Origin of the sequence: Glycomyces paridis, from assembly GCF_004912155.1 — a bacterium.
In the GTDB taxonomy this organism is placed as follows: Bacteria; Actinomycetota; Actinomycetes; order Mycobacteriales; family Micromonosporaceae; genus Glycomyces; species Glycomyces paridis.
Window position 1 is genome coordinate 86,077 of record NZ_STGX01000015.1, and the last position, 20,450, is coordinate 106,526.

21 protein-coding genes are annotated in these 20,450 nt (G+C 74.7%); 6 read left to right on the forward strand and 15 right to left on the reverse strand.

The genetic code is table 11. From position 1 onward, the window contains the following. Window positions 1-81 precede the first annotated feature (81 nt). The 3 genes from E9998_RS18965 to uppS all read left to right on the forward strand — a co-directional run bounded on the left by E9998_RS18965 (window position 82) and on the right by uppS (window position 2,050). Complete coding sequence (locus E9998_RS18965; RefSeq protein ID WP_136531265.1) at window positions 82-840, forward strand: MerR family transcriptional regulator; 759 nt, start codon at window positions 82-84, stop codon at window positions 838-840. Window positions 841-893: 53 nt separating this feature from the next. Then, window positions 894-1,115 (forward strand): hypothetical protein, encoded by a 222-nt coding sequence (locus E9998_RS18970; RefSeq protein ID WP_136531266.1) that lies wholly within the window; start codon window positions 894-896, stop codon window positions 1,113-1,115. A gap of 167 nt (window positions 1,116-1,282) precedes the next feature. Next, window positions 1,283-2,050 (forward strand): polyprenyl diphosphate synthase, encoded by a 768-nt coding sequence (gene uppS, locus E9998_RS18975; protein ID WP_204745534.1) that lies wholly within the window; start codon window positions 1,283-1,285, stop codon window positions 2,048-2,050. Here the strand turns inward: uppS and E9998_RS18980 are convergent, their stop codons facing one another. Continuing rightward, window positions 2,051-2,422: a cupin domain-containing protein gene (locus E9998_RS18980; RefSeq protein WP_136531267.1), complete on the reverse strand. Its 372-nt coding sequence runs from the start codon at window positions 2,420-2,422 to the stop codon at window positions 2,051-2,053. A 77-nt stretch (window positions 2,423-2,499) separates the two neighbouring features. Between E9998_RS18980 and E9998_RS18985 the strand changes: the two genes are divergently transcribed. Further along, window positions 2,500-2,973, forward strand: coding sequence for a MarR family winged helix-turn-helix transcriptional regulator (locus E9998_RS18985; protein WP_136531268.1), 474 nt, complete (start codon window positions 2,500-2,502; stop codon window positions 2,971-2,973). A gap of 7 nt (window positions 2,974-2,980) precedes the next feature. Here the strand turns inward: E9998_RS18985 and E9998_RS18990 are convergent, their stop codons facing one another. From E9998_RS18990 to E9998_RS26840, 12 genes are all read right to left on the reverse strand, one after another. Next, the gene (locus E9998_RS18990; RefSeq protein WP_136531269.1) at window positions 2,981-3,787 is read right to left on the reverse strand and encodes an HAD family hydrolase; all 807 of its coding nucleotides are present in this window, start codon (window positions 3,785-3,787) and stop codon (window positions 2,981-2,983) included. Next, window positions 3,784-4,611 (reverse strand): PhzF family phenazine biosynthesis protein, encoded by an 828-nt coding sequence (locus E9998_RS18995; protein WP_136531270.1) that lies wholly within the window; start codon window positions 4,609-4,611, stop codon window positions 3,784-3,786. Before E9998_RS18995 ends, E9998_RS18990 begins: the two co-directional genes overlap by 4 nt. Beyond that, window positions 4,608-5,771 (reverse strand): hypothetical protein, encoded by a 1,164-nt coding sequence (locus E9998_RS25470; RefSeq protein ID WP_158299879.1) that lies wholly within the window; start codon window positions 5,769-5,771, stop codon window positions 4,608-4,610. The genes E9998_RS18995 and E9998_RS25470 overlap by 4 nt, the downstream gene beginning before the upstream one ends. 109 nt (window positions 5,772-5,880) lie before the next feature. Further along, on the reverse strand, window positions 5,881-6,999 hold the full coding sequence (locus E9998_RS19005) for a type III PLP-dependent enzyme domain-containing protein (RefSeq protein WP_136531271.1): 1,119 nt from the start codon (window positions 6,997-6,999) through the stop codon (window positions 5,881-5,883). Continuing rightward, on the reverse strand, window positions 6,996-8,516 hold the full coding sequence (locus E9998_RS19010; RefSeq protein WP_158299880.1) for an IucA/IucC family protein: 1,521 nt from the start codon (window positions 8,514-8,516) through the stop codon (window positions 6,996-6,998). Before E9998_RS19010 ends, E9998_RS19005 begins: the two co-directional genes overlap by 4 nt. Continuing rightward, entirely contained in the window at window positions 8,513-9,871 is a 1,359-nt protein-coding gene (locus tag E9998_RS19015; RefSeq protein WP_136531273.1) for an IucA/IucC family protein, read from the reverse strand. The genes E9998_RS19010 and E9998_RS19015 overlap by 4 nt, the downstream gene beginning before the upstream one ends. Before the next feature lie 66 nt (window positions 9,872-9,937). Continuing rightward, a complete protein-coding gene (locus E9998_RS19020; RefSeq protein ID WP_158299881.1) occupies window positions 9,938-11,200 on the reverse strand; it encodes a J domain-containing protein in 1,263 nt (420 codons plus the stop codon). A 147-nt stretch (window positions 11,201-11,347) separates the two neighbouring features. Beyond that, window positions 11,348-11,629 (reverse strand): molybdopterin-binding protein, encoded by a 282-nt coding sequence (locus E9998_RS19025; protein WP_136531275.1) that lies wholly within the window; start codon window positions 11,627-11,629, stop codon window positions 11,348-11,350. Window positions 11,630-11,705: 76 nt separating this feature from the next. After that, the gene (locus tag E9998_RS25475) at window positions 11,706-12,197 is read right to left on the reverse strand and encodes a hypothetical protein (protein WP_158299882.1); all 492 of its coding nucleotides are present in this window, start codon (window positions 12,195-12,197) and stop codon (window positions 11,706-11,708) included. After that, complete coding sequence (locus tag E9998_RS19035) at window positions 12,190-14,100, reverse strand: dynamin family protein (protein ID WP_136531276.1); 1,911 nt, start codon at window positions 14,098-14,100, stop codon at window positions 12,190-12,192. The genes E9998_RS25475 and E9998_RS19035 overlap by 8 nt, the downstream gene beginning before the upstream one ends. After that, window positions 14,097-14,672 carry a nucleotide exchange factor GrpE gene (locus E9998_RS19040; RefSeq protein WP_136531277.1) on the reverse strand — a complete coding sequence of 192 codons (576 nt, stop codon included), beginning with the start codon at window positions 14,670-14,672 and terminating at the stop codon, window positions 14,097-14,099. The genes E9998_RS19035 and E9998_RS19040 overlap by 4 nt, the downstream gene beginning before the upstream one ends. A 31-nt stretch (window positions 14,673-14,703) precedes the next feature. Next, window positions 14,704-16,158: a dynamin family protein gene (locus E9998_RS26840; protein ID WP_275669524.1), complete on the reverse strand. Its 1,455-nt coding sequence runs from the start codon at window positions 16,156-16,158 to the stop codon at window positions 14,704-14,706. Between the two features lie 211 nt (window positions 16,159-16,369). On the opposite strand from E9998_RS26840, the gene E9998_RS26845 reads away from it, so the two are divergent. Then, on the forward strand, window positions 16,370-18,793 hold the full coding sequence (locus E9998_RS26845; protein WP_204745535.1) for a helix-turn-helix transcriptional regulator: 2,424 nt from the start codon (window positions 16,370-16,372) through the stop codon (window positions 18,791-18,793). After that, window positions 18,790-19,302 carry a LuxR family transcriptional regulator gene (locus E9998_RS19055; RefSeq protein WP_136531278.1) on the forward strand — a complete coding sequence of 171 codons (513 nt, stop codon included), beginning with the start codon at window positions 18,790-18,792 and terminating at the stop codon, window positions 19,300-19,302. Before E9998_RS26845 ends, E9998_RS19055 begins: the two co-directional genes overlap by 4 nt. Here E9998_RS19055 and E9998_RS19060 read toward each other — a convergent pair whose 3' ends face one another. Together E9998_RS19060 and E9998_RS19065 are read right to left on the reverse strand one after the other, a co-directional pair. Further along, a complete protein-coding gene (locus E9998_RS19060; protein ID WP_136531279.1) occupies window positions 19,303-19,482 on the reverse strand; it encodes a helix-hairpin-helix domain-containing protein in 180 nt (59 codons plus the stop codon). It lies immediately after the preceding gene. 114 nt (window positions 19,483-19,596) lie between these two features. Beyond that, window positions 19,597-20,274, reverse strand: coding sequence for a hypothetical protein (locus E9998_RS19065; RefSeq protein WP_136531280.1), 678 nt, complete (start codon window positions 20,272-20,274; stop codon window positions 19,597-19,599). Window positions 20,275-20,450: the final 176 nt, after the last annotated feature.

Genomic DNA, 20,450 nt, shown 5'->3' on the forward strand with positions numbered 1-20,450 from the left:
GCGTCTCTTCTCCGGACCGTTGCGGCTGACGCTGCGGCAGCCAATACCGTCGAGGGCGCACCGACGAACGAGAGGACTCCGATGCGCACCTGGCCGACCGCCGAGGTCGCCCGCATGGCGGGCGTCTCGGCGCGCACCCTGCGCCACTACGACGCCATCGGGCTTCTGACGCCCGCCGAGACCGGCCACGGCGGTCTGCGCCGCTACGGCCGGTCCGAGCTCCTGCGCCTCCAGCAGATCCTCCTGCTCAAGCGCCTGGGCCTGCGGCTGGACACCATCGCCGACGTCCTCGAAGGCGACCTCGACCGCATCGAGGCGCTCAAACGGCACGCCGCAGGCCTCGCTGAGGAGCGCCGGCGGCTCGAACGGCTCGCCGCCACCGTCGACGCGACCATCCGCCAACTCGAAGGAGGACCTCCGATGACCCCCGAGACCTGGTTCGACGGACTCGACCCCGCCACCGAAGCGGCCCACCGCGCCGAGGCCCGCAGCCGCTGGGGCCAGGCCGTGGTCGAACGCGCCTGGACCGTGCTCCAGGAATTGCGCCCCGAAGAGCGCCGGGCGATCCCGGCCGAATTCGACGCGATCAACGCCCGCCTCCAGACCCTGCGCGACGCCGGCGCGGCGCCCGACGACGACGCCGTCCAGACCGTCGTCGCCGACCACTACCGCCTCGTCGCCCGCCACTGGGACTCACAGCCCGGCGCCGAGGCCTACAAGGGACTCGCCGCCCTCTACACCGAGGACCCCCGCTTCGCCGACACCTACGACCAGGTCGCCGACGGCTTCGCCGCTTACCTCGCGGAAGCCATACGCCACTGGGCCGACACGCACCTCTGAGACCGCACCGCCGCCGCCCCGCACGGTCAGAGCCGTGCGCTACAACTGTGTGCATGACTCGGCACAACATCCATGTCAGCGATCAGGTCTGGCAGATCGCGGCGGAATCGGGCGATGCCAGTGCCTACATCGAGGCGGCGGTAAAGGCTCGTCACCTCAAGGAGCTTCGCGACGGCGGAAACACCATCGTCGGCGCCATGCCGCAGACGGACGTCGACGACTGGACGAACCTGGGCATGTCCAGCGCCGATGACGCCCGTGAGGGCCGGAAGTGAGTCACTCCCCGCTTCACCCTGATCGCCGGTCTGCTGACCCACCGTGTGGGCGAGGTCGAAAGCGCGCCGCTGTTCGCGGCGCGCTTCGCGATCGAGGGTCACTTCGGTTTCTAGGTCCGTGAGAGACCGCACCGCCGCCGCCCCGCGCGACCGATAGGCTCGGGCGCATGGACGCTCCCGCCTGGGTCTACCGGATGTACGCGAACCGGCTGCGGCGCAGCCTCAAAGGCGCGGACCTGCCGCGGCACGTGGCCGTGGCGATGGACGGGAACCGGCGCTGGGCCCGGCAGCAGGGCCATGCCGATCCCGGTGTGGGCCACCGTTACGGCGCCGAGCACCTCGACACGCTCCTGGGCTGGTGCGCGGGCATCGACATCGACCACGTCACCGTCTACGTCGCCTCCAACGACAACCTCACCAAGCGCGACGGCGGCGAGATCGCCCATCTCATGGACATGATCGAGCAGATCGTGGCCGAACGCCTCATGCGATCGGGCAACCCCTGGCGCCTCCACATCGCCGGGAGCCTCGAACACCTGCCCGAGACGACCGCGCACGCGCTCAAGACCGCCCTGGAGGCCACCGCGGACCGCACCGGCGGGCACCTGACCGTCGCCATCGGCTACGACGGCCAGGCCGAGATCGTCGACGCCGTCCGCTCGCTCCTGGAGGCCGAAGCCGCGCAGGGCACCGGCATCGACGAACTCGCCGAGCGCCTCACCGCCGCCGACATCGGCGCCCACCGGTACACCCCGGACCTGCCCGAGGCCGACCTCATCATCCGCACCAGCGGCGAGCGGCGCCTCTCCAGCTTCCTGCTGTGGCAGTCGGCGCGCGCCGAACTGTACTTCTGCGACGTGTACTGGCCGGGCTTTCGCCACGTCGACTTCCTGCGCGCCCTGCGCGACTACGCGAAGCGGCGCGCGAGCGCCTGATCAGGCCGTCCACGGCGGGGCCACCGGCTCGCCGCCGGGCAGGCGGGCGCTCATGCCCGCCGGTCCGGTCACGATCGCGGCGAACCCCTCGGGCCCGGGCGTGAACCGGCGGGCGACGTCGGCGGGGACGACGACGGTGTCGCCCGCGCCGAGCTCGGCCGCGTCCTCCGCCACTTCGACGCGGGCCGTGCCCGCGGTGAGGGTCCAGACCTGCTCAGCGTCGATGTGGTGCACGGGGCCCTGCGTCCCGGCGGCGGCCTCGACCCGCCAGAGCGGCCGCTCGGCGCCGCCGAGCGCGGGGGAGGCGAGGGTGGTCATGACGGCCGCGGGGGTCTCGGTGCGGCGGGTCTCGGCACTGCGAACGATGCGCATGGCGCGTACTCCTAAGATGGACAACATGGTTACCCATATAGTAAACCTGGTTGTCGATCTTGGTCGGGCGGGTCCCCGTGTCTGAGGCGACCCCCGGCTACGAGCTGCCGCTGCGCCTGTTCGCGGCCTTCCGCGCCGCCATCGACGAGGTCCACGCCGAACTCGCCCGCCGAGGTCACCCCGACGTGCGCCCCATGCACGGCTTCGTATTCCAGGCCATCGGCACCGACGGCACCACCGCCGTCGACCTCGCCGCGCGCCTGGGCGTCACCAAGCAGGCCGCGGGCAAGACCATCGCCGCCCTCGAACGCCAGGGCTACGTCGAACGCGCCGCCGACCCCGGCGACGCCCGCCGCAAGACCGTGCGCCTGACCGCCCGCGGCGTCGAGGTCCTCGCGCTCTCGGCCCGCGTGTTCGACCAGGTCCAGGACCGCTGGGCCGCCGTCATCGGCGCCGACCGCCTCGCCGCCCTCCACACCGACCTCGCCGCCGTCGCACCCGGCGAACTCTTCCGCCTCGACGCCCCCGGCTGGTTCGGCGCCGACCGCTGAACCGCGCTCACACCGAACGCAGCAGCCCTGCGACCGCCGCGGCCACCCCGTCCTCCGCATTGGACCCGCACCGCCCGGCGGCGGCCGCGACCGCCTCCGGATGCGCGTTCGCCACCGCGAACGACCGGCCCGCCCACGCGAGCATCGGCACGTCGTTCGGCGCGTCCCCGAACGCCGCCACCGCTTCCGGCCCGACCCCGCGCGCAGCGCACCACGCCGCCAGCGCCTCGGCCTTGCCCACGCCCGCGGCGGTGAGTTCGAGCAGGCCCGAGCCTCCCGAATGCGAGAGCGCGACACCGCGCAGGTCGAGGCCCCGCGCGGCGGCCAGCAGCGCGTCCTGGTCGCCGCCGCGCCGGTGCGCCAGCAGTTTCACGATCTGCGGCGCCGCGCCGATCGCCTCGGCGAGGGAATCGCGGGTGACGCGGCGTTCGCCGACCGAGTCGACGCGGTCGTAGCCGGGTTCGGCGACGACTTCGAATCCGGTCTCGACCGCGAAGCGCAGTCCCGGCAGCGCCTCCCGCAGCGTCTTGGCCGCCAGCGCGGCCGCCTCGGCGTCGATGCCGAGGGCGGTGCGGACCTCTCGGGCGGCGGGGTCGTAGACGATGGCGCCGTTGGAGCAGATCGCGGCGTCCAGGAGGGCGGCGAGGCCGGTCCATTCGTCGAAGACGCGCGGGGGCCGGGCGGTGACGGCGACGGTGAGGACACCGCGCTCGCGGGCGGCGCGGAGGGCGGCGATCGTGGGTTCGGTGAGGGTGCTGCAGGGGGCGAGGAGGGTGCCGTCGAGATCGGAGGCGATGACGCGGAGGACGCTCATGGCCGCCACCGTAGCGTTGCCGGTGCGTCGCCGATGCGGGCGGTGCCGCCGATGCGCACTGCCCCATGTGGTGCGGGTGCGGCGGTGACGGTCGAGGGGCGGGCGAGGGCGTCGCCCATGTCGACGGTGATCGCGGCGTCGAGGTGGGCGGCGAGGCACGCGGTGGAGTTCGCGTTCGCGGCGTCTTCGGGGACGCCGATGGAGGGCGCGAACATGCGGGCGCCGTACCGGCTTTGGCCCTTTGCGGGCGCCCAGGTGAAGCACCCGAGGAGCCCGGCCGCATCGCAGGCACGGCGCAGTGCGTCAAAGTCCGGTGCCAGTGCCGCGAGTGCGTCGGTGTCGTCGAGGGGTACGAGGAGGCGTTCGCGGCCGATGCCGGCGACGCGCGGCCGGATCGGGCCGGTCCCGAGCGCGGCGGCGACGGCGGCCGTCGTGCGCGGATCGGGGTCGCGCAGGGTGACCGGTCCGGCGTGGAAGGACGCGTGGAGGCGCCCGTGCTCGTTTTCGCAACGGCCTTCGAAGACGCGCCCGCCGGCCCGTACGCGCCACCGGCTGGTGCCGGTGCGGTGGGCGTGCAGTGCGAGGGCGGCGACGGTGCCGTGCCCACAGGCGGGCAGTTCGCCCGCGGCGGTGAAGAAGCGCAGGCCGATCGACCCGTCCGCGCGCTCGCGTACGAACACCGCGTGGGAGGTCCCTGCCGTGCCCGGGAGGGCGCGGCGCTGCTCGTCGCCGTAGTCGCCGTCGGCGCACACGGCGGTCGGGCTGCCGCCGGTGTCGCCGCGCGTGCAGGCGTGCACGATCTGCACCTCGTTGCCGCGTGTCACCGCCGGAGTTTGTCGCGGTGGGCGTCGATGAAGCGGCCCGCGGCGCGCATGAGCGGTTCGTGGTCGGCGGCGGCGTGCCGAGTGTGCAGGCGTTCGCACAGGTCGGTGAGCGAGTCGGCGAGGTCGGCGGCGAGCGGGCCGCGGCGGCCGGTGCGGGCCAGGGCCATGAGCATCGCCAGCCAGGCGGGGCCGTGGTCGCGGAAGTTGAGGTGGAGGTTGCGTTCGGTGCCGCGGTCGGCGGCGCACAGCAGGTAGTGGACCTCGGTGGCGATGCGCCAGGCGAGGTCGGGGTGGACGGCGGCGAGGGCGGTGACGGCCGGTTCGGCGCCGTGGAGGGCGACGGCGGCGAACGCGAGGTCGCAGCGGGCGCCGGGCGTCACCGGCGCGTCCCGCCCGGCCGGGTCGGGGCAGAGGCGGTCGACCAGGCCCCGGTCGGCGAAGGCGCCCATGCCGATCGCCGCTTCGAGCGCGGCCCGCAGCGACGGCGCCTGCGGCGGCGCGAGCGGTTCGGCGCCGGGGTGGCGCTCGGCCAGGAGCGCGGCGGCGCCGCGGGCGTGGGCGCCGCGCCCGGCGGCGGTGTGGAGGGCCACGGCCAGGCGCAGGCTGTCGCGCAGCAGGTCGTCGGCGCCTCCCGAGGCCATGAGCATCCGGGCGGCCTGGTCGGCGGCGCCGACGGCCAGGTCGGGGTCGGCGGCCCGGTAGTAGATGCGCGCGGCGCGCGCCAAGGCCGCGGCGAGGGCGCCGAACCCGGGCGCGGCGGGGTCGGTCGGGTCGGTGTCGTCCAGCAGGCCCAGGCCCGCGTCGGCCTCGACGGCGGCGGTGAGGATCCGCCCGGTGCGCGCGGCGGCCTCGGCGAGGTCGAGCCGCGCGGCGGCCCGCTCGGTGCGGTCGGTGTCGAGCCCTTCGGTGAGCTCCAGGCGTTCGCGTTGGGCCGCATACGCTTCGGCGAGCTCACCGAGGGCGGTGTGGGAGGTGGCGCGGTCGGCGAGCAGGTCGGCGAAGTCGATGCGGGCGCCGCGGTCGTCGGGGTGGACGGCCAGGCAGCCGCGGTACTCGGCCACGGCGCCGGCGAAGACGGCGAGCGCGCCGCGGTGGTTGCCGGCGGCGGCGAGTCTGGCAGCGTCGCGGTGGGTCCGCCGGGCATGACGCCGATTGGGCATACGGGCTCCTCAATGGGGGAATCGAGGCTGTCGGGCGCGGGCCGGGACGGACCCGCGACGCCGAGGGCCCTTCATCGTAGACCCTGGCGAACGCTTGCGTATCCGCCGATCAGATGAGGACCTGCCGGGGCCCCGGGTGCCCCAGGAACCGGTCGTGCGAGATCTCCCAGCCGTACGCCCCCGCGTTCGCGAACACGAGCCGGTCGCCCACCGCGATCGAGGCGACCCGCTGCCCGCCGTTGAGCACGTCCCTGGGCGTGCACAACTCCCCGCACACCCGCACTTCCACGTCCTCCCACACCGCCTCCTCGCGCGGCCCCGGTGCGACCGTGAACGGATGCGCGTACCCCCAGGCCGCCGGGAGCCGGAAATGGTGCGTGCCCCCGCGCACCAGCGCGAACGCCTGCCCGCGCACCGACTTGAGGTCGAGGACCTCGGCGACGTACCAGCCCGCCGGCGCCGCCAGGAACCGCCCCGGCTCGAACACCAGCTCCGCGCCCCGAGTGTCGGGGCGCCCCAACGCCTCGGCGAGCGCGCCCACATCGATCACCGGCCCCCGCGGATCCGCCCCCAATCCGCCGCCGACGTTCACATACCGCAGCGTGAAGCCCCGTGCGGCCGTATGCGACCACGCCAGCGACCCGTGCACGTGGCGCGCGTACGCGGCGGCGTCGAGGCAGTTGGAGACGGCGTGCAGATGGAACCCCGCCACGTCCAGCCCCAGCGCCAGCGCCCGCTCCAGCGCCGCGGGCACCGCGCCCTCGTCGAACCCGAACGGCGTCGGCGCCCCCGTCATCTGGTGCGTGCCCGGCAGCGCCCCGCCGCGGTTGACCCGCAGCGCCACCGGACCGGTGTGACCGGCCGCGGCGAGACCGTCGAGGTCCCTGAGACTCTCGGCGTGCACCCACGCCCCCCGCGCCGCCGCCGCGGCGAGGTCGGCGGCCGTCTTCGCCGGCCCCGAGAACGCCAACCGGGCGGCCCCGGCCGCGGCCGCCGCCTCCAGCTCGCCCCCGGAGGCGCATTCGATCCCGTCGGCCTCGGCCACCGCGCGAGCGAGCATCCCGGGGTTCGCGCAGGCCTTCATCGCGTACAGGACCGTGTGACCCGCCAAGGCCTCCCGCAGCCGCGCGAGGCGCTCGGCGAGGACCGACGGGTCGTAGATCCAGGCGCTGGCGGGCGAGGCGAGGGCGCCGATCGCAGCGCCCAGGGCGGCGTCCGGGGCGGTCATCGGCGTCCTGCCGCGAGCGGGTTGTCCACGAGGGCCTCGATGTCGCGGCCGGGTCGCAGGCGCATCGTCAGCAGGGCCTTGGTGGGCTGCTTCGGCGCGAGGTAGGCGTCGCGGTCGGCCGCGGGCAGGTCGAGCCCGGCGATGTGGTCGGCCAGGTCGGACCAGAACGCGGCGGCGTCGAGGCCGAGGTCGCGTTCGAGGGCGGCGGCGAGGGCCGCGAAGTGGTTCTGGAACAGCGTGTACGCGACCTTGGCGCGCACGTCGTCCATGCTCGGCGCGTCGACGGGGCTGCCCGGCGGCAGCGTCAGTGCGAAGGGGACGCTCGGGGTGTGGATGCGGGCGCCGCCGAGGTCGCGGGTCAGCGCGGCGACCGGCCGGTGTCCGCGCATCGCCACGAGGCTGTTCTGGAGGTGCGCTTCGAGGCCGACGCCCATGCGGGCCTTGGCGAGGACGGGCCCGGTGAACGCTTTCGCGTAGTCGCGCAGCCATGCGGCCGGATCGCCCGACCAGTGCGCGTATTCGGCGGCGAGGCTCATGCCGGTGACCGGGGAGGTCGCGGCGAGGGCGGTGGCCGGGACGCACACGGTGCCGGGCGGGGCGTGGGCGGCGAGGCTCTCGCGGGCGAGGGCCGTCAGGTCGCGCGAACCCGGCAGCCAGGCCCCGGCGACGTCGGCGACGATCCGGTGCCCCGAGCCGTCGTCGAGGCGCCGCACTGCGGCGCTGAGGGCCGGGCCGAGGGCGGCGGTGGCGGGGGAGATGTCGCGCCTGGTGGAGGTGATCTGGATGCCCAGGGCGAGTTTGAGGTAGCCGGGGGCGCGGTGCCCGGCGAGGGTGCGGACGGCGGCGGTGGGCCAGGCCGCCACGGTCGCTTCGAGCACCCGCAGGCGCCCGGCGTCGAACAGGTCGCGGTGGCCGGGCAGGACGCGGTGCTCCAGTTGCCAGGGGTGGACGGGCAGGACCGGGTCGGGCAGGTCGAGTCCGGCGAGCATCGGGTGGTCGCGGAAGTCGGTGCCCGAGCGCTCCAGGACCCGGCCGGGGTCGGCGACGAGCCGGATCGGGACGGGCCGGGGGGCTTCGAGGTCGTACCGTTCGAGGTCGGTGCGGCTCCAGCCGAGGCGGGTGCGCGCGCACGGGTGCAGTTGGTGCCCTTCGGTCGCGAGCGTCTCCAGCAGCCGCGCGGTCGCGTCGGCGTCCTTGGTGCACCGGGCGGCGAGCGCGGCGAGCGTGTCGGTCCCGGCCCGGTGCGCCAGTCCCGCGAGATGGCGGGAGCGGGCGGCGGCCCGGGGGAGTGCGACGTCGAGTCCGGTGCGGGCCGAGTCGAGTTCGGCCGCCAGGTGCGCGGGCGGGGGTTCGCCGAGGATCGCGGCGAGCGCGGCGACGGCGTCGCCCTCGGGCGCCTTTGCCCACGCGAGCTGGTTGAACGCGCTTTCGTTCGCGCCTTCGGGGACCGGGCCGTCGCGGTACCCGGCGAGGTTCTCGCGCCATGCGGCGGCGGCGACCTGTCCGGCGAGCGTCACGCCGCCGCCAGCGGGTTGTCGACGTTCACCCATATGTCGTCGGTCGCATCGTCGGCCAGGCGCATCGCGGTGGTGGCCTTGATCGGCCACGGCTCGCGCAGGACCGCCGAGGCGATCCACGGCTCCAGATCCAGCGCGCGCACCCCGTCGGCCACCGTCGACCACCACTGGCCGGGGTCGGTGTCCGACCAGGCCGCGAACGCCTCGACGATCGATGTGAGCGTGGTCGGGAACAGCGCGGCGAGCAGCTTCGTCAACCGCGCCCGCGGGTCGGGTTCGGGCAGGTCGCCGAGAATGTCGGGCCAGTCCTCGGGCGGGACGCGGACGCCCCCGAAGTCGCGGTACACCAGGCTCGTCGGCCGGTCGCCGGTGAAGGACGCGAGCGTGTTCTGCCCGTGCGCCTCCAAGGCCACGCCGGTCGCGGCGAACAGGCGCAGCGGCGCGAGCGCCACCGCCACGAAGGCCTCCCACCACGCCTGCGGGTCGTCGCCGGTGAAGGCCACGGCGATCGGCCGACCGTCCGAAGGGCACGGCTCGGCCAGCGCGGCGAGCGGAACGGCCCGCGGGTGGCCGCTCGCGTGGGGGGCCAGGCGCACGATCGCGGCCAGGTGCGGCAGCGCGCGGCCCTCCTCGTCGTAGGCGATGCCCGCGCGTTCGGGCAGCAGGCTGATCCCGCAGCGTGCGGCGGGGGCCTTGAGCCGCCCGGCGAGGAGCGGTCCGTTGTGGACCGCCGCGGCCGAGACGTGGCGGACCGCGGAGGTCAGTTGCAGGTCGACGGCGGTCTTGACGTGGAGGTCGCCGACCGAGAGCGTGCGCAGGCTCATCAGCGGTGCCGCGTCGGCCCAGGTCCTGGAGGGCCCGGCGAGGCCGTGCCTGGCCGCCTGCCAGGGGTGGACCGGCAGCTCATTGGTCTTGCGGCAGTAGGTGATCCAGAACGGGGTGGTGTCCACGCGCGGCAGGTCGAACACGTGGAGGTCGAACCGGGCCCCGTGCTCGGGCGCGTAGGAGCGGATCTCGTCGTCGGTCAACTCCCCGCGCGAGCGTGCGAGCGGGTGCGTCGGGTGGCCCAGGAGCACGGCCTGCTCGAACCACACCGACGGGTCGGGGTGCGCCGCGGCGGCGGCGGCCCACAGGTCGGTCGGGTGCGGCCGGGCCGCTTCGAGCGCGAGGGCGGTGCCCCGCACGGCGTCGACGATTTCGGCCCGGAAGCGTTCGGCGTGCGCCGATCCGGCGCTCAGCGAGGCGGCCAGGTCGAGCGCGCTCGCGCCCTCGGCCCTGCCGGGCAGGGCCTCGCGTTCGGCGGCGGCCCGCAGTCGGTCGGCGACGATCGCGTCGGCCCGGGCGGTGGCGTCCATTGCCTGCACTGTACTGGGAGAACACGCCCCTGTGGAGGGTGCGTTTGCTCACGGGGACTCGCGGTGTCAGGTGCGGGCGACCGGTGTCAGCTCGTCGCTGCGCGGCCCGGGGATCGACGCCAGGCGCATCCGCAGGGTCTGGAGCACCGGCAGGTCGTAGACGGCGCCGCCGGCGGCCAGCCACAGGCCGATGTCCGACCCGGCCTGGCCCACCGCGACGTCGTGCACGGCCGCGGTCTCGCCCTCGCGGGCGGTCTCGGGCAGGGTCGGCCACAGCACCCAGCCCTGCACATGGGCGTCCGGCACCGCCGCGGCGAGCGCGGCGACGGCCTCGGGGAGGTTCACCGAGTCCACGTCGGCGCCGTCCCTGCCGACCGGCGCGCACAGCAGGGCGATCCGGTCGCCGCACACGATCGCGTGCGGCACCCTTGTCCCGGTCTCGGCCGGCAGCGCCACGAACAGGCGCGCCGCCGGGAGATTTGTCAGCACCTCCCGCAGGAGCTTCCCGGTGGGCCGGTCGGCCTTCGGCCGCGTCCCTGCCGGGCCGAACGCGTTGAACTGGCGCAGGGCCCCGCCGACCGAGCGGCGCAGCGCCATCGTCCACCGCAGGCGCCTGACCGTCCACGCCAGACTCGCGCCGGTGAGCACGTACACGCCCAGCGCCCACCCCCACGGGGTGCTCAGGCCCGCGACCCAGATGACGGCCGCGGCGAACAGGAACGCCAGGACCAGGCGCCCGGTCGGCGGGTGCGGCGCGGTGTCGTAGCGGCGGCGCAGCGCGCGCGAGGTCTGGACGATGACGATCATCGCGATCGCGATCGTCACCGGGATCGCCAGCGCCGGGAACAGCCACGAGTCGGCCGCGAGGGCCTGCCCGAGGTAGCCCAGGCCGCAGAACGCCCAGATCGCGGCGACGGCGGTGCTGCGGGCCGCGGCCGTCCACACCGAGGGCCGGTGCACCGGCCGGGCCCGGCGCAGGCGCGCGTGCCAGGGGACGGCGACCAGAGCGCCCTCGGTCGACAGCGACCGCGCCCTCGGCTCGGGTGCGGGCGCGACGTTCCAGCCGCGGACCTTGCGGTGGGAGGGCTTGGCGGCGGCCTTGCCGTAGCGGCGGGCCGCGCGGCGCCCGAAGCGCAGCAGGTCGTACTCGCGGCGCAGCCCCGGATGGGAGAGGGTCTCCCAGGCGCCTTGCACGAGATGGAACTCGGTCTCGTCTCCGCCGCGGTCGGGGTGGGTCTCGCGCAGGCGTCGGCGGTAGGCGGCCTGGATCTCGGGTCTGGGTGCCTGCGGGCTCACCCCGAGGACGCGGTAGTGGTCTGGTTCGTTCACCACGCGGCTCCCGGTCGGTTCGTACGGGGACGGGCCTGTGCCCGGCGAGGGGGAATCGGGCGTCGGACTCGACGGTAATGGAGCCAATCTACCGCCGCTTCGCCTCTTTCGGTGTCGCCAGGTCCGAGATTTTCACTCGGATGCGCCTCATTCGACCGTGACGGTGACACTGTGGAGGCCCGCAGCGCGGTCGGGGACGACGCCGGCGACCGCGCTGGTCTGCACGTTTCCCTCACCGTCGGTGGCGCGCACCGTGAGTGCGTGCTCGCCGGAGGGAGCGTCCCATTCGCGGCGCCATTGCCGTCCGGTGTCTGTGGTGGTGACATCGGACAGTGCACACCCCAGCCATTCACCATTGTCGATGCAGGTGTCGGCGGTGATGGCGCGGTGCTGCGCCCGGGTGACACCTCGCGTCCGCGGCTCGTCCATGACAGTGGCCCCGCACCTCCCGGTGCGGGGCCACTCGATGTCCGGTACGGCGGCCGCCGGGCCCGCCGGACCGTCCTCAGCCCTGCCAGAAGCGCGCGAGCGCCGAAGCGGCGGGGTCGTCGATGTCGGCGAGCGCGTACTGCGAGGTCTCCACCGAGTTCACCCACGGCTCGGCCTCGGCCGTGCCCATCGCGTCCAGGTCCACCCACGGGTAGCCGTCGACCGGCTCGGGCAGGTCCAGGTCCAGTTCGGGCGGGAAGCTCGGCGGGTTGTCGGCCTCGGCCAGCAGCATGTCCTCATAGGTGGCCGCGTACGCGCTCTCGTCCCCGGCCGGGTCCTCGCCGCCCTCGTCGTGGCCGTCCTCGAAGTCGGCCTCGACCGCGAAGTCCTCGTCCAAGTCCTCGCCGCCCTCGTCCTCGAACGCGAAGGCGTCCAGATCCTCGTCGCCGGGAACCTCGGCGTCGTCGAAGGCGTCCAAGTCGGGGGCGTCCGCGTCCTCGTCGCCGAACTCGGCGTCGGCGAAGTCCTCGCCGTCGGCCTCAGGTTCGAACGGGTCGAAATCATCCATCGGCTTCCGCCTCTCCTGGGACGAGCGTGCGGGCCTTGGCCAGCACCTCGTCGAGCTGTTTGACCTTGCTGGCCATGGAGTCGCGTCGCTGCTTGAGCGCGGCCTGCTTCTTGGCGCGCGCGGCCTGGTCGGCCTTCGCGGCGTTCTCGGCCGCCGAGATCCGCGCGTCGAACTCGGCCGCGCGGCGCTCCAGGGCGTCGTCGAGCGTGGAGTTGAAGACGAACTCGACCTCGGTGAACCGGAAGCTGATCTCCTCGTTCAGGTTCGCCCGCGCCTCGGCGATGATCCGCTGCACCCAGCCCTTGGCCGCCTGCCGGTTCCCCTGGATCTTGCGCCGGTACAGCAGGAACGCCGCCGCCGCCAGACCCACGCCGATGCCCGAGGCCGACAGCGCGACCGCGCCGATTCCCGTCAAGGCGCCCAGGCCGATCGCGCCGGCGCCCATCGACACCGCGCGCCCGGCCATCATCGCCACACCCGCCGAGGACGCCATGAGCAGCGCGCCGTCGTTCGCCGCGTCCCGGCGTGCCCGACCCGACGCGGCCGTGCGCAGCCCCGCCGAGATCGCACTGGTCGCCTGCCGCAGCTCGTCGTCGTTGAACACCTGCCGCAGCACCCGCTCGGCCAGCAGCACGAACCGCTGGTGCAGTTCGCCCGACAGGCGCGCCGCGATGCCCTGCAACGCGATGTCCACGCGCTGGGGCAGCGACTCCAGGGCCGCCTTGTTGGCCTTCTCGACCTCGTCGAGCAGGGCCTCCTCCAGCTCCGCCAAGTGCGTGCGCAACCGGCCCTGGACCTCGATCTTGGCCCGCTGGGTCTCCACGCGCAGCGCGAGGTTCGCCTTCTTCGTCTCGGTGCGCCGCACCGCCAGGGCCTGCTTCTTCTCTTCCTTCAACCGGTTGGCGGCCTCCGGATCGGGGTCGTAGGCCTTCATGTCCTCGGCCGCCGAGGCCGCCAGGCGCTGGAACTCGGTGCGCACCGCGCGCACCACGTTCGCCGCGACCAGGGCCTTCCCGGCCGAACCGACCTTGACCAGGGCCCGCTGCATCTTCCCGATGCCCGACTCGCGGGCCAGGGCCTGACGCGTGGGCCCCTGCGAGGCCAAAGCGTGCTCGGCGAGCATCGCCGAGACCGGATAGTGCGGGGCGCTGCGAAAACGCGGGGCGTGCGCCTCGATGAGCGACCGGTTCTCCTCCATGACCGTGCGCCAACCCGGGTACGTGTCCGTCTTCGTCAAAGCGAACACGACGAAGTTGACCCGCTTGGACGCCTCGGACAGGAAGTCCAGCTCGGTCTTCGCCATCGGCGAGGACGCGTCGGTGACCATGATCAGGCACGTCGCCCGCGCCACCGCTTCGAGCGCGATCTGTGCGTGGTCGGGGTCGAGCCCGCCCGTCCCGGGCGTGTCCACGATCGACATGTGCTTGAGCAGCGCCGAAGGATGCCCCACGAGCATCCGCCGCGGCGGCACCATCCCCGGCGGCATCGTGCCCAACCGGGTCGCCCAGTTGCGCAGGTCGCCCACGCCCAGCAGCATCGGGTCGGCCGCGCCCGGCTGCCACGCGCGCACCGACGCCTGCTCGGCCCACGCGAACTCCAGATACGCCGTCGTCGCCACCTGGGCGTCCACCGGCGACAGCCCTGGCATCCCCAACAGGGCGTTCACCAGCGAGGACTTGCCGCGCTTGGTCTCGCCGACCACGACGGCCACGGGCTTGTCGGGCTGCCAGCGGGCGACCTCGTCGACCTCCGCGGCCGCCTTGGCGTCCACCGTCCGCAACGAGGCGTTCCCGGCCTTGGCGGCACGGGCGCACAGCTTGTGGATCTGCTGGGCCGGATTCGGCTTCGGCTGCGCCTTCTTCGCCGGCGCGGCCGACTGGGCGGGAGCGGCGGTGTCGGTCATGCGCGCACCTGCCCGCGGTAGACGGTCACGATCGGGTGGCGCAGCAGCCGACCCCGATCGGAGTAACCGGGCGTCTCAGTACGAGCGATGATGCCGTCCTCGGCGGGGGAGGAGGCCGCCACCGTCGCCCCGGCCTCGTGCACCGCCGGATCGAACCGCTGCCCGGTCGCATCCACCAACGACACCCCCACACGAGCGAACGTCCCGTCCAGATGCTGCGCCAACGCCGGCGACGTCGCCCTGTCGCGCATCCAGATGCACGTCTCGACCAGGACCGTCCGGTCGGCGATCGCCTGCGCCGCACGAGCGGGCTCACCCAACTGCTGCACCGGGATCGGACCCGAAGGCGCACCCGGACCCGACGGGAACGCCGGAGGGGCCTCGACCGGAGCCTGCGGCGGCGTCATCGAACGCCCCGACACGACGGCGACGACGGCGGCGACGACGACCGACCCGGCCGCGACGGCCAACGTCACCGGATCGAACCCGCCGGTGAGGAACACCGCGCCGAGGGCGGCGGCGGCAAGGCCCACCAGGGCCCCCACCAGCGGTCCGCCGAGTCGAATCGTCACTTTGCACTCCTTATGTCAAACACGCTGTCAACTAACCGAGCCGTTGGGCCAGCAGGTGGAACCCACGATGCACCACGTTCGCCACCCGCGCCTGCGACGGTGTCGCACCGCCGTTCGCGAACGCCCGCCACCGCGCCGCCGCCTCGATCGCCGCACGCCGCAACTGCGGCCGCGCCTCACCGGGCAACCCCAAGACCACCCCGGCGTCATCGGTCAACGCCAACCGCGCCACCTCGGCCTCCATCGCCTCAGGCAACGCCACCTGCCCCGTCGTCACCTGCGCCGCGGCCTCCAGCAACGGCAGACGGTGATACTCCGGCCGGGCCACGATCGACTCCACCGCCCCGCGCAGCAGATCCCGGTCCGCCGCCGGGCCCGAGGCCGCCGCCGCATCAAGCCGCGCCAGCGCCCACCCCGCCTTGATCACATCGGCCCGCACCCCGAAGATCTGATGCAACGTCGTGCGCAACCGCGGAAACCCCGAAGCGGCGAACAGCAGCCGCACCAGCTCACCGGTCGCCAGATGCGGATTCGCCCCCAAATGCGCGATCGCGAAATGAATCCCGTACAAATCGAGGCGCTCCAGCAGGCGCTGGCGCTGATGCCGGTCCACCGGCCCCTCGGTGTTCAAGAACAGTCCCGCCGAAGCGAGCATGAGCGCCCGCTTGTCCTCGTCCAACCCCGCTAGCGTGCGCAGCGCCTCGCAGTCGGCGGCCGTCAGCAGCCCCGCCTCGGCCGTCTCCGCCAGCAACCCGACCACCGGCACCACGTCGCACACCGACCGGCGCAGCACCGCGGCCTGGTCGGCGGCGATCGGCCCGGCCACCGGCCACGGGTCCTGCCCCGGCCCCGGCGCGAGCTTGTCGGCCTTGTTGTACAGCCCCAGCGCGTTCATCGGCGAGGACGACATCTGCTGCGACGCCTTCGCGAACGCGTCCAACGCCTCCACGTCGTCGGCGCGGACCTGCTGGGTGAACACGTAGATGATCGCCTCGGCCGACTCCACCGCCGCACGCGAATCGTCGTCGACGTCCTCGGCGATCGGCGCGGCGAACAGCATCTCCCGCGCCGCCTCCGAAATATCGGTGTTCACCGACTGGAGGCCCGGCGTGTCGACCACCGTCAGATCCCGCAGCCGGTCAGAAGACAACTGCACGTCGATCATCGCGGCCTCGTCGGCCGGGATCGGCAGTGTCGTGGGGATCATCCCCGAGGCGTCCAGCGGCACCGCATGCTTGGTCCCGTTGCGCGCCACCACGTCCACCCGGTCGGCCGGACCGTAGCGGAACTGCGTGACCACCCGCGTGCACTCGCCCGCCGCCGTCGGCGCGACACGCCGACCGATCAAAGCGTTCACCAGCGTCGACTTCCCCGCCTTCAGACGCCCGGCGACCGCCACCCGCAACGGCTGCCCCAGCCGGGAGGCCACGTCCTCGACCACGGGGCGCGAGGCGCCGCTGACCTTGCCGGCCAGCTCTTCGCACATGCCCGCCACGCTCGTGGTGAGTTGCCCTGCCACCATGCCTCCGCGTCCGCCCTCTCCGTCAGTCCCGGCGCTCGGCCGCCCGACGCCGGTCTGCGGCATCGAAGCATCCGCAATATCATGAGAGGCGTCGGCAGGCCGCCGACATCACGACGATACAAACCGCAGCCGCCCGGCCGCCTCCCCCATTCGTGCCACAGCGTTAGGAGCCCCCTTGGCCGCCCCGCCGCCCACCCCCGGTCTGGCCCGGTCCCGCCCCGCCACCGCGCCCGCGCCCGGCCCCGCCGACCGCGACGACGCACTGCGCGCCATGGCCGGAGCACTGGCAGGCCCGGGCCTGGTCGTGGTCACCGGCCCGCCCGGCTGCGGACGCACCCGACTGCTCGAGCGGCTCGCGCGCGCCTCCAAACGCCCCGTCCACGCCGGTGGCGGCCTCGCCACCCTCTCAGGCGCCCCCGCCCTCGCCCTCGAACGCGCCACCCGCGCCCGCATGCCCGCCGACGACCTCCCGCTCCTCGCCGAAGCGGTCTACTCCCGCACCCGCGGCGGCCTGCTCCTCATCGACGACCTCCAATGGTGCGACGCGGCCACCCTCGCCGTCCTGCCCGTCCTCGCCGAACGCCTGCCCGTCGCCGCCGCCCTGCGCACCCCCAACCGCCTCACCGGCGAATCCCTCGACCGCCTCCTGGCCGCCGCCACCGTCATCGACGTCCCGGCCCTGACCGACGCCGAAGCCGTCCGCCTCGTCGCCGAGGCCGCACCCGCGCTGGCGCCCTCCCGGGTCGCCGCGCTCGCCGTCCGCGCCGGCGGGAACCCGCTCGCCCTCACCGCCCTCGCCAAACGCGCCGCCCACCACGACGGCGACGCCGCCGGCTTCGACGAACCGGCCGACCCCGCCTCGGCCGCGGCCGCCGCGATCGCCGACCTGCCCCGCGCCGGACGCACCGCCCTGGCCGCCCTGGGCCTGCTCGGGCGCCCGGCGCACCCGAGCCTCCTCGGCGAAGGCGCCACCGTCCTCACCGACGCCGGCCTGGCCGTCTTCGAAGGCGCCCACCTGCGCCCGGTGAGCCCGTGGATGGCCGAAGTCGCCGCCGGCATCCTCGAACCCGACGCCCGCCGCTCCATGCACGAGCACCTCGCCGCGGCCACGACCGGCGTCGAATCGGCCCGCCACGCCCACGCCGCCGGCAACGACGCCCTCGCCCTGACCACCGCCCTGGCCGCCGCCGGCGACGCCCGCCCCCAAAGCCGCGCCGAAGCGCTCCTGCTGGCCGCCGACCTCGACCCCGTCCACGCCGTCGCCGCCGCCCGCGCCGCCCTGGAGGCCGGACGCACCGGCGCGGCCCTGGCCGTCCTCGAAGACGCCCCCACCGACGGCGACGCCGCCGTCGTCCGCGCCTGGGCCCTCCTGGCCGTCGGCGAGACCCCCCGCGCCCGCGCCGCCCTCGACGCCGCACCCCCCGGACCCGAGACCGACCAGCTGCGCCTGCTGTGCGCCCCCGCCCACGAACGGGCCGACCTCGCCGCCGACATCGCCGCCGCCCACCCCCACATCGCCCACCCCGGCCTGGCCGCCGCCCTCGCCGGCGACGACCCCGACGCCCTCGCCCGCGCCGAAGCGCTCGCCCGGGCCGCCGGCGACGCCACCACGGCCGCCTGGTGCGCCTGGTCGCGCGTCATCGCCCTCGCCGACGCCGCCCGCCTCGTCGAAGCCGAAGCCGTCGCCCACGAAGCGGCCGACCGCGCCGGCGAAGCGGGCGCCTACTCCTGGCAGACCCGCTTCCTCGCCGCCGCCGCCTGGTGCCTGGTCCTGTCCGGCACCGGCCTCGACAACGTCATCGCCGCCGCCCAGTCCCTCGCCGACCACGCCCTACCGGCCGTCGCCGACACCCTCATCGCCGCCGCGATCGCCCTCGCCGAAGCCGACACCGGCGCCCTCGGCGCCGCCCGCGCCCGCCTCGCCCGCCTCCACGACGCCCCGGCCGCCCTCGACGGCCTCGTCGCCTGGCTCGAACACGAGACCGCCTGGCTCGACGGCCAACCCGGCCCCGAAGCCCCCGAGGCCCGCCCCGGCCTCGTCGGCGGCCTCGCCCACATCACCGGCCGCTGGATCGCCTACGACACCGGCACCGAACCGGTCGCCGCCGCCCCCGCGCCCTGGCCCGCACCGGTCGACGCGACCCTCACCGCCTGGGACAAGGCCGCACCCGGACCGTTCGCGCAGGCCGCGACCGCATGGGACGGCCTGGCCGCCCGCGAGCAGGTCCGCTGCCTGCTGGCGCTGGCGGTGCACTCGGGGGACGCGCGGTCGGCGGTGGCGGCGCTGGAAGCCGCGGAGCGGATCGCCGACGAGCACGGGCTCATCGTCCTGGCCGGTCGGGCCCGGCGGGGCCTGCGCAAGCACGACGTGCGCCGCGACCGGCGCTCGGCGCGGGGCGGCGGGGGACTGACCGACCGCGAGTCGGAGGTGCTGCGCCACGTCGCCTCGGGGCACCCGTCGCGGCGGATCGCCGAGATCCTGGGGATCACGGCCGAGACGGTCGAGACGCACATCCGGTCGGGGATGCGCAAGCTGGGCGCGAAGACGCGCACGGAGGCGGCGGTCCTGCTGTCGGCCTCCGAGGGCGGTGAGCCGTGAGCGCCGCGGTGCCGCTGCACGTCGTGGCGGCCCTCCAGGACGCCGAGGCGCTGGTGCGACGGTGCGCTTCGGCGGGCTGGTCGGCGCATCGGGGGTTCGCGCTGCTGGAGCCGGCGTGGGATCTGGCCGAGCGGCGCCTGGTGTGCCACGGCGCGGTGGCCGACGAGCACACGGCCTCGCAGGCGGTGCTGGCGGCGGCGCGGGGGGCCGGGATCGTCGCGGTGGCCTCGGGGCAGTTGGCGCTGACCCTCGCCTCGGACCTGCGCCGTGTCGGGCCCCTGGGGGTGACGCCGGGGAAGGTCGAGGCGGCCGACGGGTTGGACCTGGACACCGAGCAGCGGGCGCTGCTGGCGCGGCTGGCGGCCGGTTCGACGATCGCGGCGGCCGCGGAGGCCGAGTTCGTGTCGCTGCGCACGGCCAACCGGCGCATCGCCGCGGCCCGTCAGGCCTTGGGCGTCAAGACCACCCGCGAGGCGGTCATGATCTACATCAAGCACGCCCGGGACTGATCACCGGGCGGCCTCCCTGATGAGCCGCACCGCCTTGGGCCCCACGCCGTGGAGCGCGAGCAGTTCGCGGTCGCTGAGCGCCGCGGCCGCATCGAGCGTGGTGATCCCCGCGGCGGCCAGCGCCCGCGTCGCCGGGGCGCTGACGCCCGCAGGCAGGCCCTTGGCGTCCTCGTTCGTCATGTCGTCCACTGTCTCATCGAATGCTCGGTCCGATCGAACGGTCGCGTACGGTGCTCGGTCGCGTCGACTGGTCGGTGCGGGGGCGTGATGCGGCGACGCGCGCCCCCGCACGGGTCAGTTCAGTTCGGCCAGGCGTGATTCGGCCTCTTCGAGCTGGCGGCGCAGCCGGGAGGCCTCCTCGGCGGCTTCGGAGCGGATCTTCTCGACCAGTTCGGACACGACCTCGGCGACCTCGTCCGAACCGGAGGCCTGGCACATCGCCAGGGCCGCGGGGTGGGCGACCTTGGCGCCCTTGACGACCGTGCGCGCTCCGCGCGCGGCGGCCACGGCCCATTCGCCGTCCTCGTAGGTCAGCGTGATGGTCAGTTCGGCCTGCTTGGCCTGCGCGGCGCGGGGACGGGCGGCCTTCTTCTTGACCGGTGCGGCCTCGGCGGCGGGCGCGGGCGCCTCAGGTGTGGTCACGGTCTTCCTCTCAGTGGCGGCGGGCTGCGGCTTGGGCTCGTCGGGGAGCAGGCCGGGCCCGGTGGGCTCGTGCGAACGCTGGCGGGGCGCGGCGGTGCGGCGGGCGCCCTCGCCGGGGGCGGGCAGGCGCAGTTCGGCGGCGGCGAACGGCAGCTCGTCGGATCCGAACGCGACGGTGACGAAGTCGTCGACGCCGGCGGGGTCGAGGGCGACGACCTTCCCGGCCCGCCCGGCGATCTGCCCCGCGGCGTCGGTGAACACCACCTTGGGCTTCTTCCCTTGGGCCAACACCGATTCCAGATGGGCGATGTCGGCACTCGACAGTGACATCGAGGGCTCCTTCATACGTGTGCGGCCGACCTGGAGCGGGCGGCCAGTGCGATCCTCCAATACCTACCGCACGGGTACGACACCGCCCCGCGCCCCGGCAGGGCCGGGAATGTCCCCTGGGGGTTCAAGCCCCCGCCATGTCGGGTTCCCTCCGGCGCCCACCTGCGCCTTTACGC